The sequence below is a fragment of the Streptomyces melanogenes genome (assembly GCF_014649795.1).
Classification (GTDB): domain Bacteria; phylum Actinomycetota; class Actinomycetes; order Streptomycetales; family Streptomycetaceae; genus Streptomyces; species Streptomyces noboritoensis.
This window is the reverse complement of sequence record NZ_BMTS01000022.1, coordinates 84,169-97,242: the sequence shown is the minus strand read 5'-3', so window position 1 is coordinate 97,242 and position 13,074 is coordinate 84,169. Positions and strand designations below refer to the sequence as shown.

Below are 13,074 nucleotides of genomic sequence, written 5' to 3'. Positions count from 1 at the left end.
TCCGGCGTGGACCCCGTAGCCCGTCGCGCAGGACCAACCGGAACCTCCACGGCCTCAACGGGCAGGGGCCCGAGGAGCATCGCTCCCCGGGCCCCTGCCCGTAACATCCACACATCCACTAGGGCGTCAGACCCGCGCCACCCGCTCCCGGTCCTCGTCGCCGTGGTGGGCGGTGACCGGCGGTGCGACGGACGACTCGTCGTGGGTGAGGTCCGGCAGCCAGCGCAGCCACTTCGGCAGGTACCAGTTGCGCTCGCCCAGCAGGGCCATGACCGCCGGGAGCAGTACGCCCCGGATGACCGTGGCGTCGATCAGGACGGCGGTGGCGAGCCCGACGCCCATCTGCTTCATCGACTGCATCGACAGCGTTCCGAAGATCGCGAACACCGCCACCATGATGACCGCCGCGCTCGTCACCACACCGGCCGTCGTCACCACGCCGTGCTGGATGGCGTCCCGGGTCGAGCGGCCCTGGAGGCGGGCCTCCCGGATCCGCGACACCACGAACACGTGGTAGTCCATCGACAGGCCGAACAGGATCACGAACAGGAACAGCGGCAGCCAGGAGACGATCGCGCCGACGCCTTCCGCGCCGACCAGCGAGGCGCCCCAGCCGTGCTGGAAGACGGCGGTCAGGACGCCGTAGGCGGCGCCCACCGAGAGGAGGTTGAGGATGATCGCGGTGATGGCGATGGTCAGCGAGCGGAAGCAGAGCAGCATCAGCAGGAAGGCGAAGACCACCACGAAGGCGAAGACCGGGGTGACCGCGCCGACGATCTTGGCGTTGAAGTCCTTGGACCCGGCGACCTGACCGGTGATCGGCGCGTCCAGGCCGCGCACCTTGCCCAGGGTGTCGGGCCGGACGTGGTCGCGCAGCAGGTCGAGGCTCTTCTCCGCCTTCTTCTGGTCGGAGCCGCCGATCAGCGGGACGTCGACGACCGCCACGTTCTCCGCGCTGTGCAGGGTGACCTTGACGGGGCCGTCCGAGGCGCCCCGGGCGACCGCCTGCGTACGGAAGTCGGCGATGGCCTGCTTGACCTCCGGCGCGTTGATGTCGGCGGCCTTGATGACGACGTTGGCGGGGCTGGCGCCGCCGGGGAAGGTCTGGTTGACGCGGTCGTAGGTGCCGACGATGGGCAGCGAGTCGCCGAACTCCTGGTCCAGGGTCAGGTTCTGGGTGTGCATGCCGAGCGCGGGCAGGGATATCGCGATCAGCGCGCCCGCCGCCAGCACCAGGGCGGCCTTCGGGCGGCGCAGCACCGAGCCGAGGACGGCGCGCCAGACGCGGCTCTCGCCGTTGCTGTTGCGCTTGCCGCGCTTGAGGCGGTTCAGGAACGGCAGCCGGCCCTTCTCGACGCGCTCGCCGAGCAGCGACAGGAGCGCGGGCAGCACGGTCACCGAGCCGACCATGGCCACCGCGACCACCATCAGGGAGGCCAGGCCCATCGCCTCGAAGTCCGCGAGCCCGGTGAAGAGCATGCCCGCCATCGCGACGCAGACGGTGACACCGGAGACGATGATCGCCCGGCCGCTGGTCGCGGCGGCGATGCGCAGGGCCGTCTGGGCGTCGTGCCCGGCCTCGCGCTCCTCGCGTTCGCGGCGCAGATAGAAGAGGCAGTAGTCGACGCCGACGGCCAGACCGACGAGCAGCATCACGGAGTTGGCGGTGTCGCTCATCGCCTGGACGTGGCTGACGATGGCCATCAGGCCCATGGTGGCGATGATCGCCGTGAGCGCGAGTGCCACCGGCAGCAGGGCGGCGACCAGCGCGCCGAACGCGATGAGCAGGATGCCGAGGGCGACCGGGACCGCCGAGTACTCGGCCTTCTTGAAGTCGTCGCCGAAGGCGTCCTTGAACGTCTTGCCCATGCTGGCGGCGCCGATCTCCTCGATCCGCAGCCCCTTGTGCTCGCCCTGCACCTTCTTCACCGCGTCGAGCACCGGCTCGATGCGGTCGGGCGCGGTGTCGGCCTCACCGCGCACGTCGAACTGGACCAGCGCGCTGCGGCCGTCCTTGGAGATGGTCTTCGCCGTATACGGAGAGGTCACCTTGGTGACCTGGCCGGTGGCGTCGACCGCCTTGAGCACGGCGTCCACGGCCGCGCGGAACTCGGGGTCGGTCGCCTTCACCGAGCCGTCGCGGGCCTGGATGAAGACGGTCTCGCCGGCCGGCTCCTCGAGCCCCGCGTCGTCGATGATCGTCTGCGCCTGGCCGACCTCGCCGGGAAGCTGGTTGTCCTTGACGTTGATGCGCCCGGCCGCCGAGCCGATGCCCATGGCCAGGACCACGAAGAGCACCCAGATCACCACCGCCGCCCAGCGGTGGCGGGCGCTCCATCCGCCCGCCCGCGCGGCCACGCCGCGCACTCTCGTAACCCCATTGACCATGACGAGCCTGCCCCCTGATGAGCGGTGGCAGCCCGGCGCCGCCATCCCACTAAGACGCTAGGGGCAGGATCCAGCCGTCTCCTCGTGCTCGCTGGTGAACCGGACCTCCGGTATCTACTCCCTGCGATGTGGGGGCATCCCCTACAAGTCGCATTCAAGCCCCTTACACGTAAAGCCGATTGAGGGGGAAGTTCCGCTTGCGTGTCGCCACGAGGTGTCCACCAAGCCTGCACATAGGGCCAGTTGACCTGCGCTGGCCTGTTCTTTATTACGAAACCTTGTTGTGTAAGTCACAGCTGCGTGGAGCTCTTGATCTGCGCTCGTCAATCGGCAAGGGTTTCGAACCAGCCCCGGAAGGTTTCCATCCGGTAGGCCGAACCCCCCACAAAAACCGACGAGGAGACGCCACTTCATGGCAACTCACAAGCGCAAAAGCCGCCTCAAGCTCACGGCCGGGATAACCGCCGTGGCGGCCGCGGCCGGAGCCACCGTCATGACCACCCAGATGGCGGGCGCGGCCGCGCCCGCCGAGGGCACGGTGTTCGGGCTCGACGCCAAGGGCGCGATCGACGGCAGCTACATCGTCCTGCTGGACGAGAAGGCCTCCGCGGACGCCAAGCGCAAGCTCGCCGACCAGTACGGCGGCACGCTCCAGCGCGACTACACCTCCACGGTCAACGGGTTCTCGGCGAGCGGGCTCTCGCAGACCGAGGCCAAGCGGCTCGCCGCCGACCCGGCCGTCGGCAAGGTCGTCCAGAACAAGAAGTTCCACATCACCGCCAGCCAGCCCAACCCGCCGTCGTGGGGGCTCGACCGGATCGACCAGGCCGAGACCGCCGGTGACGGCAAGTACACCTACCCGGACAGCGCGGGCGAGGGCGTCACCGCGTACGTCATCGACACCGGTGTGCGCATCAGTCACAAGGACTTCGGCGGCCGGGCCTCCTCCGGCTTCGACGCGGTCGACAACGACAACACCGCCGACGACGGCAACGGCCACGGCACGCACGTCGCCGGCACCATCGCCGGAACCGCGCACGGCGTCGCCAAGAAGGCGAAGATCGTCGCCGTCCGCGTCCTCGACAACGAGGGCTCGGGCACCACCGAGCAGGTCGTCGCGGGCATCGACTGGGTCACCAAGAACCACCAGGGCCCGTCGGTGGCCAACATGAGCCTCGGCGGCGGCGCCGACCCCGCGCTCGACACGGCCGTGCAGAAGGCCATCGCCTCCGGCGTGACCTTCGCGGTGGCGGCGGGCAACGAGTCCGCCGACGCGGGCCAGGGCTCGCCCTCGCGCGTGAAGGAGGCGATCACGGTGGCCTCCTCCACCAAGGACGACAAGCAGTCGGACTTCTCCAACTTCGGCTCGGTGGTGGACCTCTACGCCCCCGGCTCGGACATCACCTCCGACTGGAACACGGACGACAACGCCACCAAGACGATCTCGGGTACGTCCATGGCGACCCCGCACGTCGTCGGCGCCGCCGCCGTCTACCTCGCGGGCCACAAGGACGCCACCCCGGCCCAGGTCGCGGACGCGCTGACCGGCGGAGCCACCGCCGACAAGATCTCCAACCCCAGCGCGGGCACCCCGAACAAGCTGCTCAAGGTCGTCGAGTAGCCGTTCCCACGCAGTCGTGAACGACGGCTCCCGTGCCATCCCCCACGAGGCACGGGGGCCGTCCTATCGTGTGGACATGACGACGATGTACGCCGCCCTGCTGCGCGGGATCAATGTGGGCGGCAACAAGAAGGTCCCGATGGCCGAGCTCAGAGCACTGCTCACCGAGCTCGGCCACGGCTCCGTACGCACCTATCTGAACAGCGGAAACGCCGTCTTCAGCAGCGACTCCGACGACCAGGACGCGCTCGCCGCCGACCTGGAGCAGGCGATCGAGAAGCACTTCGGCTTCCGGGTCGCCTGCATGGTGCGCACCGGCGCCTATCTCAAGGCCGTCGTGGACGCCTGCCCCTTCCCGGCCGACGAGCTGGAGGGCAAGCAGCTGCACGCCACGTTCTTCTCCGGTCCCGTCGACCCCGAGCGCTTCGCGGGCATCGACACCAAGGTGTTCCTGCCCGACGCGTTCCGCCTCGGCGACCGCGTCCTCTATCTGTACGCGCCCGACGGCATCGGCCGCTCCAAGCTGGCCGAAGCGCTCGCGAAGCCCGCGCTGCTCAAGGGCGTCGAGGCGACGGCCCGCAACTGGAACACGGTCAAGGCGCTGGTGGAGATGACCGGAGCCTGAGCGTCCGCCGACGCCGGGCCGCTGACCGAAAGTGGCCCACTCGACCGGTGTGCGAATGGCCCGGACCCCGGTGCCAATCCGCCGCTACCTTCGTCCTATGGACACCATCGAGCACACCGGCCCCACCACCGTCGACTTCTACTTCGACCCCGCCTGCCCGTTCGCCTGGATCACCTCGCGCTGGATGCTGGAGGTCGAGCGCCACCGGAACATCGACCTGCGGTTCCGGGTGATGAGCCTGTACCTGCACAACATCGGCAACGAACTCCCGGACTGGTACCGGGAGTTGGTCGACAAGTCGATCCGCCCGGTACGGGTGGCCGTCGCGGCCGCGCGGGACCACGGGGACGGGGTGCTGCGCGACCTCTACACCGCGTACGGCACCCGGATACACCAGCAGAAGAACGAGGACTTCGACGAGGTCATCGCCCAGGCGCTGGCCGAGCTCGGCCTCCCGGCGGCGCTCGCGGACGCCGCGCACGACCCCGCGTGGGACGAGGCGGTGCGGCGCAGCCACGACGCGGGCAAGGACCCGGAGGCCGACGCGTACGTCGGCACGCCGACGATGCACCTCGACGGGACCGTCTACTTCGGTCCGGTGCTGAGATCGATCCCGCGCGGCGAGGAGGCGGCCCGGCTCTTCGACAGCGTGCGTGTGATCGCCTCCCACCCGGACTTCTTCGAGCTCAAGCGGACCCGGACGGGTGGTCTCGACTTCGACTGAGCTGTGTGAGGTCGGCTCCCAAGTGATCCGATGAATGGCGGGAGTTGAGCGCTTTCTCGGAGCAACTTCACCTCATGCGTTGACCGCTCCGGGGAAGTGCTCCTATGTTTCCCGGGTCGATCCCGAGGAGGCAGCATGCCCGCGTTCCGGAGCACGCCCGTACGAGCCGTCCTGACCGGGGTGCTCGCCGCCCTGGTCCTGGCGGGCCCCGGGCTGGTGCCGTCGGCCGGGGCCGGGCCCCGTACCGCCGACGTCTATGTCTCCCCGTCCGGCCGGGACGCCGCCGACGGCACGGCGGGCCATCCCGTACGCACCCTGACCCGCGCCCGCGACCTGGCACGCGACAAGGCCGCGCACTACGGCTCCGCCCACTACTCCGGCGACATCACCGTGCACCTCGCCGCCGGTACGTACCGCACGACCGGGCCGTTCGTCCTCGACGCGCGCGACTCCGGCCCGGCCGGGCACCGGATCGTCTGGCAGGGCGCGGGCGCGGAGTCGACGCTGATCAGCGGCGGGCGCAAGGTCGAGGGGTGGCGGCCAGTGGCCGGGCGTCCCGGGCTCTGGTCCGCCCCCGCCCCTCAAGGGCTCACCGACACCCGGCAGTTGTACGTCGACGGGGTGCGCGCCCAGCGTGCGCGCGGCGAGGTCCCGGTCGGGCTGACCATGACGGCGACCGGTTACACCGCCTCCGCCGACACCCTCGCGCGCTGGCGCCGCCCCTCCGACGCCGAGTTCGTCTACACCAGTGGCGAGGCGCTGTGGAACGTCGAGCGCAACGGCCTCGGCCAGTGGACCGAGCCGCGCTGCCGGATCGCGTCCGCGACGGGCACCGCGATCACGATGGTCCAGCCCTGCTGGGACAACTCCACCAAGCGCGTGGAGTTCCCCGACCGGCCCGGGCGGACCGTGAGCATGGTGGGCCCGGGCCGTCTCACCAACGGCGGCCGGGCCTCGTATGTGGAGAACGCCTACGAACTCCTCGACCAGCCCGGCGAGTGGTACCTCGACCGCTCCGCGCACACCGTCTACTACCTGCCGCGCACGGGCGAGGACCTGAGCCGCGCGGATGTGGAGGCGGCCGCTGCCGAGAAGCTCGTGGACGGGCGGGGTACCAAGGCCGCGCCCCTGCACGACATCGCCTTCCAGGGCCTCCAGTTCGGCTACGCCACCTGGCTGACGCCGTCCGGGCCCGAGGGGTTCTCGGAGATCCAGGCCGGTTACACCATCACCGGTCCGAAGGGCTGGGCGACGCAGGGTCTGTGCGGCTTCGTCGACGGCGGCACCTGCCCGTTCGCCGCCTGGACGAAGATGCCGGGCAATGTGTCCTTCGCGTACGGGCAGCGCATCGGTATCAGCGACAGCGTCTTCGCGCATCTGGGTGCGGCCGGGCTCGATCTGGGAGCCGGGACCACGGACTCGACCGTGCGCGGCAGTGTCTTCACCGACATCTCGGGTAATGGCTTGGAGATCGGTGGTGTGGATGGCCAACCGCCGGTGTCTGGCGTTGAAGTGACGAACAATCATCTCTATGCCCTGCCGCGCGAGTACCACGGCGGCGTCGGCATTCTGAACGGCTACACCCAGCACACCACGATCGCCCACAACCAGCTCGATCACCTCGGCTACAGCGCGATCTCCCTGGGCTGGGGCGGCTGGCCCGACAAGATCGGCTCGCCCGCGACGCCCAACCCGAGCCACGACAACGCCGTGCGCGACAACCTGGTCTTCGACTACATGCAGCTGCTCGACGACGGCGGAGGCGTCTACACCCAGGGCCTGACCGGCACCTCGATGGCCGACGGCGAGAAGGTCACCGGCAACGTCATCCACGACCAGTGGGGCCTGGGCAAGAGCGTCTACACCGACAACGGTTGTACGTACGAGACCGTGCAGGGCAATGTGTTGTACGGGGCCGCTTATGCCAACGTCGCCAGTCGCCACACCGACTACCGCGATGCGCTCGGCAACAACGATCCGACGCTGATCGCGGGCAACTGGTGGGAGGAGGGGGCCGCCGACAGCTCCAACAAGGGCCTGGTGACCCGTGGGAACCACCTCATGGCCGGGCTGTCCGATGTGCCTCCGGAGGTTCTCGCCAATGCGGGGATCGAGCCCGCGTACCGTGGTGTGCTCGCCGTTGCGACTGGGGCGGTCTCCGTGCCGGAGGCGCCTGCCCGGGTGGGGACGAGTACGGCGGGGAGTGACGGGCTGTACGTCACGTTCAACCCGAGCTATGTCGAGGGTGGTTCGCCGGTCACGGGGTATACGGCGTATGCCCTGCGTCCCGACGGTACGGAGGCTTCTCGGGCGAGTGTCGACGCGGCGTCGTTCAAGCGCGTCGCGGTGGTGCGGGTCGGGCAGCTCCGGGCGGGGGAGGGGCCGTTCCGGGTGGTGGTGACCGCGCGGAACGCGTACGGGGAGAGTGCGGGCTCGCTGGCTTCGGCCCCGGTCACGCCGACGGGGGTGTCTGTGGTGGCCGCCGCGCCCACTGGTGCGAAGGTGCGTGCGGCCGCTCGTGCGGTGACGGTCGCTTGGACCCCGCCCACGTCCACCGGCGACGCCGAGGTGATCGGGTATCGGATCACCGTTTCCGACGGGCGGGTTTTGCCCGTTGGTGGGCGGGACGTGCTGGTCACCCGGCCGTCGGGTAAGGGGATGTTCCGGGTGGTGGGGGGTCTGGAGCCCGCTACTTCGTACACGTTTACGGTTGCCGCGGTTACGGCGGCGGGTACGGGGCCGGTGGCGAGCGTGACGGCCACGACGCCTGCGGCGTAGGGGGTGGTCGGTCGGCTGCGGATCGTGCGTGGCTGGGCGCGCAGTTCCCCGCGCCCCTAGGTAGTACGGGGCGCGGTCCCCATCAGCGTTCCGCGCCCCCAGGCAGCACGGCGCTCGCCCCCGTCACCGCTCCCCCCTCCACTCCCCATCCCGCTCCGCCCACCGCACCGCCGGTCGCACGGCCAACCCCGCTGCCGCGAACAGCGCCGCCAGGATCGCCCAGCCCGCGAAGCCGTGGCCTACTGCCGTTATCGTGATCAGGGCCGGGCCCGCCATCATCGCCACCGCGCTGCCCGAGCTGAAGACGCCCTGGTAGACGCCCTGTGCGCGGGAGTCGGCCAGTTCGTAGCCCAGGGTCCAGCCGCCCGCCGAGGACAGGACCTCGCCGAAGACCTGGATCACCGCGCCGGCGGCCAGGACTGCCACCGCCCAGAGTGGGGAGAGGCCGGCGGACAGGGCGAAGACCAGGCACGCCGCCCCGAGCAGCAGACCTGCGCGGCTCATCGCCGTAACCGCGCCGGGTACGTCGGAGGCGCCCCGGGTCGCCCGTACCTGGAGCAGTGCCACCAGCACGCAGTTGACGATCATCACCAGGGCCACCGACCAGCGTGGGGCGTCGGTGTTCTCCACGATCCACAGGGGCATGCCCACTTCGAGCAGGCTGAACTGGAGGACGGTCACCGCGTTGAGGACCGTGACCGCCAGGTAGGGGAGGTCGCGGATCGCCCGCCAGCGGCTCTCGGCCGGGGTGTCGGCCGTGCTGTCCGCGCCGCGCGCGGCCGCGGCGGCGTTGAGCGGCAGGCTTCGGACCATGACGGCGGGTACCACGTACGTGGCCGCGTTGACCAGGATCAGGGCGAGGTACGCGGCGCGGGTGTCGGCCTGGAGGGCCACCGCGCCGATCGCGCCGCCCACGCCCATCGTCACATTGGTGACCATCCGCAGATAGCCGCGCGCCTCCACTCGCGTCGCGGCGGGCAGCACGTCCGCGAAGAGCGCGGACTTCACGCCCCAGCTCGACTGGTTGAGCGAGGCGTAGCAGATGGCCGCGATCAGGAAGCCCGCATAGCCGTCGACCAGGGAGTACGCGGCCATCGTGACGCCGCAGCCCAGCCACAGCGCGGCGATCACCCGACGGCTGCCCCAGCGGTCGGAGGCCCGCCCGGCGGGGATGCCCGCCGCCACCCCGAACAGCCCGGCCACCGTGAGCCCGAACCCGACGTGGGTCGCGCCGATGCCGCAGACGCGGGTGAAGTACAGCACGCTGACGGGGAAGAAGAGGCCGTTGCCGAAGGAGTTGAGGGACGTCATCACGGCGAGCCGGCGCAGCACCGGATCGACGGGGAGGAGTCCGGCGGCTCTGGTGGCGGGCGGGGAGGGTGGGGCAGGGGTCTGCGTGGTGGCGGTCATGCCGTCACTCAACCCGGTGTGTACACGCCAGGGGCAATCATTTAGTGTCCGGCTAAAGGGTGGGACCACGGGGGACGGCGGGGGCCGGGAGTGATCGAGTTCAGGTTCGGCGTCGGCGACCTCGCGAGCACGTCGTTCGCGTACTCGCCGTTCCAGGAGGCGGTGTTCTCCCTGTGGGCCTGGTGGGACGGGTCGCGCTTTCCCCATCAGCGGCCCTGGCTGCGCCGGTTGCGCCCGCTCTACGAGCGCCAGGACACCGAGCTGTTCGCCGCCCTGGTCGCCCCGCACGGCTTCATCCCGGACTTCCTGACGCCCCGGCCGGAGAAGGTGCGGGCCACGTTCGCCGAGCAGCTGGCGCAGCTGCGGGCCACGCCGCTGGAGGTGATCGGGCCGGACGTGCTGCGCACCTTCGGCGAGGCGGAGCTGCCGCCGCTGCTGCGGGACGGGCTCGCCGATCCGGCGGCCTTCCTGGAGCGGGTCGCCGCCGCGTTCGACCGCTACTGGCACGAGTGCCTCGCCCCCGACTGGTGGCCGAGGGCCCGCGCGGTCCTGGAGGCCGACCTCGCCCATCAGTCGAGGGTGCTGGCCGAGCAGGGCGCGGCCGTGCTCTTCCCGGACCTCGACAAACGGCTCACCTGGCACGGGGACCGGGTGCGGCTCAAGCACCCGATGCCGGACAAGTGGCCCGCGGCCGACATCCGGGTCGCGGGCCGGGGCATGGTCCTGATGCCGACCACGTTCGCGCGCGGCGCCATCTCCACCGTCGACCCCGGACTGCCGCCGGTCCTCAACTACCCGGCGCACGGCCGGGGCACGCTCAGCGAGCTGCCGCCGCCGGTCTCCGACCGCGCCCTGACCCGCCTCCTGGGCCCGGCCCGCGCCCGGCTGATCACCCTGCTCGCGGAGCCGGCCACCACCACCGAGCTGGCCCGGCGGCTGGAGATCACCCCGGGCGCGGTGAGCCAGCACCTGTCGGTGCTCTACGACGCGGGGCTGCTGCACCGGGCCCGGCGCGGCCGGGGCGTCCAGTACGCCCGCACCTCGCTCGCCGAGGACCTGCTCAGGCGGTGAGCGCGGCCGGTCCCGCCGCCCGTGCCCGGGCCTCCTCGTACCGTACGAGCAGCAGCCGGGCCAGCTCCGGGGCCGCGCCCAGCACATCGGCCAGCACGTCCGCGTCCTGGGCGCCCCGGGCGATGCGGTCCGGCAGGAAGCCGGGGGCGATGACGTACGGGGCGACGGCGACGCGCCGCACGCCGGATGCGCGCAGCTCCCGTACCGCGTCCTCGGTACGGGGCAGAGCAGCGGAGGCGAACGCAGGTCGCACGGCGCACCAACCGGTGTGCCGCAGCTCCCGCGCTACGTCTGCGATCACTGCGATCGCCTCCGGGTCCGTGGAGCCCGCCGAGGCCAGGACGACCCCGGTCGAGCGCTTGTCGGCGGGGGCGAGCCCCGCCTCGTACAGAGCCTCCTGGAGCCGTCGCTCCACCGTCGAGAGCAGCAGCGGCGACGGGCCGAGGACGTCGGCGAGGCGGACGTCCAGCTGCGGCGGCGCCTGGGCGAGCACCGCCGGGATGTCGGCCTTGGCGTGGAAGGCCCGGGTCAGCAGCAGCGGCAGGGCCACCACTTCCCGTACGCCTTCGAAGGCCAGGCGCTCCAAGACCCTTGGCACGGAAGGGGCGTTGAAGTCCAGAAAACCGGTCTCCACGCGCAGCCCGGGCCGCAGCGACCGTACGCGCCGCACCAGGGCGTGCACGGTCGCCGCGTGCCGCGGGTCGCGGCTGCCGTGGGCGATGACGAGGAGGACGGGTCCGTACATCGTGGCTCAGCTCTTCACCAGCAGACCGCGGCTGCGCAGCACATAGCGCTCCAGCGGGCTGAAGATGAGCAGGTCGATCGCGATGCCGACGATCAGGATCAGGAAGATGGCGAGGAAGACGCCGGGCATGTCGGAGTTGTTGCGGCCGTTCTCCAGCAACTGGCCGAGCCCCAGGCCCAGATCGGGCGAGGACGCGATGATCTCGGCGGCCATCAGCGAGCGCCAGGAGAACGCCCAGCCCTGCTTGAGGCCCGCCAGGTAGCCGGGCAGGGCGGCGGGCATCACGATGTGCCAGGTGCCGCGCAGCCCGGTGGCGCCCAGGGTGCGGCCCGCGCGCAGGAACAGCGGCGGGACCTGGTCGACGCCGGAGACCAGGCCGTTGGCGATCGAGGGCACCGCGCCGAGCAGGATCACCGCGTACATCATCGAGTTGTTCAGACCGAGCCAGATCACCGCCGGCGGCACCCAGGCCACCGACGGCAGCGACTGGAGGCCGGACAGGATCGGGCCGATGGCGGCGCGGACGAACTTCACCCGGGCCACGATCAGCCCCAGCGGCGTCCCGATCGCCAGCGCCAGCAGGAAGCCGAGGAGCCCGCGCGAGACGCTGGTCCAGACGATGTCGAGCAGGGTGCCCTGGAGCCACAGCTCCTTGAGGCCCGACCAGACCGAGGACGGCGAGGGCAGCTTGGTCTCGTCGGCGACCTCCGCCCACACCAGGCCCTGCCAGACCACCAGGACCAGCGCGATCGCGGACAGCGGCGGCAGGACCTTCTGGACCAGGGTCTCGCGCAGCGGAGTGCGGCCGCTGTGCACCGTCTCCAGTGCGTCGAGGCCCGCCTCCAGACCGGCGAGGTCGTGGGTGTCCTTGTCGGCCTTGACGGTCTTGACGGGCTGGTCGCCCGTCGACGTCTCAGTGCTGGCCATGGCGGCGGATCTCCCCACGCAGTTGTTCGGTGATCTCTACGGAGAGCTCCGCGACGTCGGAGTCCTCGATGCGGCGCGGCTGCGGGATGTCCACGGTCCACTGGTGCGCCACCCGGCCCGGCCGGGACGAGAGCAGCACCACGCGCTGGGCGAGCCGGACCGCCTCGCGCACGTTGTGCGTGACGAACAGGACGGACAGGTTCGTCTCGCGCCAGATGCGGGTCAGCTCGTCGTGCAGGACGTCCCGGGTGATCGCGTCGAGCGCCGCGAACGGCTCGTCCATCAGCAGCAGTTGGCTGTCCTGCGCGATCGCGCGGGCCATCGCCACGCGCTGGCGCATACCGCCGGACAGCTCGTGCACCCGCTTGCCGTACGCGCCGGTCAGCCGCACCAGTTCGAGCAGCTCCTCGGCGCGCTCGCGGCGCTCGGCCTTGGGCACGCCGCGCAGCCGCAGGGCGAGCTCGATGTTCTTGCCCGCGGTGAGCCACGGGAACAGCGCGTGCTCCTGGAACATCAGGGCGGGCCGCCCGCCGGGCGTCTCGATCGTCCCGGCGGTCGGCTTGTCCAGTCCCGCCACCAGGTTCAGCAGCGTCGACTTGCCGCACCCGGAGGCTCCCAGGAGGGTGACGAACTCGCCCGGCGCGACATCGAGGGTGATGTCGTCGAGCACGAGCTGGGGGCCGGCGGGACCGGCGAACGACTTCGACACGTGCCCGATCCGGGCCGCGTACTGGGTCGCGGCTCGCTCCTCGGCCTCGGCGACTGCGGTGGCCATGGTCGTCACC

10 protein-coding genes are annotated in these 13,074 nt (G+C 71.0%); 5 read left to right on the top strand and 5 right to left on the bottom strand.

The window, feature by feature from the left end:
- Positions 1–126: 126 nt before the first annotated feature.
- Positions 127–2,388 (bottom strand): MMPL family transporter, encoded by a 2,262-nt coding sequence (locus tag IE252_RS34560; protein WP_190093412.1) that lies wholly within the window; start codon positions 2,386–2,388, stop codon positions 127–129.
- Between the two features lie 412 nt (positions 2,389–2,800).
- On the opposite strand from IE252_RS34560, the gene IE252_RS34555 reads away from it, so the two are divergent.
- The 4 genes from IE252_RS34555 (at position 2,801) to IE252_RS34540 (ending at position 8,136) form a co-directional block, all read left to right on the top strand.
- Entirely contained in the window at positions 2,801–4,009 is a 1,209-nt protein-coding gene (locus IE252_RS34555) for a S8 family peptidase (protein ID WP_190093411.1), read from the top strand.
- Positions 4,010–4,085: 76 nt separating this feature from the next.
- Positions 4,086–4,634 (top strand): DUF1697 domain-containing protein, encoded by a 549-nt coding sequence (locus IE252_RS34550; RefSeq protein WP_190093410.1) that lies wholly within the window; start codon positions 4,086–4,088, stop codon positions 4,632–4,634.
- A gap of 97 nt (positions 4,635–4,731) precedes the next feature.
- Entirely contained in the window at positions 4,732–5,358 is a 627-nt protein-coding gene (locus IE252_RS34545; RefSeq protein ID WP_190093409.1) for a mycothiol-dependent nitroreductase Rv2466c family protein, read from the top strand.
- Positions 5,359–5,493: 135 nt separating this feature from the next.
- Positions 5,494–8,136, top strand: coding sequence for a fibronectin type III domain-containing protein (locus IE252_RS34540; protein WP_190093408.1), 2,643 nt, complete (start codon positions 5,494–5,496; stop codon positions 8,134–8,136).
- A 123-nt stretch (positions 8,137–8,259) separates the two neighbouring features.
- Here the strand turns inward: IE252_RS34540 and IE252_RS34535 are convergent, their stop codons facing one another.
- Positions 8,260–9,546: an MFS transporter gene (locus tag IE252_RS34535; protein WP_190093407.1), complete on the bottom strand. Its 1,287-nt coding sequence runs from the start codon at positions 9,544–9,546 to the stop codon at positions 8,260–8,262.
- A gap of 90 nt (positions 9,547–9,636) precedes the next feature.
- Here IE252_RS34535 and IE252_RS34530 point away from each other — a divergent pair, with 90 nt between their 5' ends.
- The gene (locus tag IE252_RS34530; RefSeq protein WP_229848977.1) at positions 9,637–10,617 is read left to right on the top strand and encodes an ArsR/SmtB family transcription factor; all 981 of its coding nucleotides are present in this window, start codon (positions 9,637–9,639) and stop codon (positions 10,615–10,617) included.
- Here the strand turns inward: IE252_RS34530 and IE252_RS34525 are convergent.
- The 3 genes from IE252_RS34525 to IE252_RS34515 are packed head-to-tail and all read right to left on the bottom strand — an operon-like array spanning position 10,607 to position 13,064.
- Complete coding sequence (locus IE252_RS34525) at positions 10,607–11,362, bottom strand: sirohydrochlorin chelatase (protein WP_190093406.1); 756 nt, start codon at positions 11,360–11,362, stop codon at positions 10,607–10,609. The genes IE252_RS34530 and IE252_RS34525 overlap by 11 nt on opposite strands.
- Before the next feature lie 6 nt (positions 11,363–11,368).
- The gene (locus IE252_RS34520; RefSeq protein WP_190093405.1) at positions 11,369–12,289 is read right to left on the bottom strand and encodes an ABC transporter permease; all 921 of its coding nucleotides are present in this window, start codon (positions 12,287–12,289) and stop codon (positions 11,369–11,371) included.
- Positions 12,276–13,064: an ABC transporter ATP-binding protein gene (locus tag IE252_RS34515; protein WP_190093404.1), complete on the bottom strand. Its 789-nt coding sequence runs from the start codon at positions 13,062–13,064 to the stop codon at positions 12,276–12,278. Before IE252_RS34515 ends, IE252_RS34520 begins: the two co-directional genes overlap by 14 nt.
- Positions 13,065–13,074: the final 10 nt, after the last annotated feature.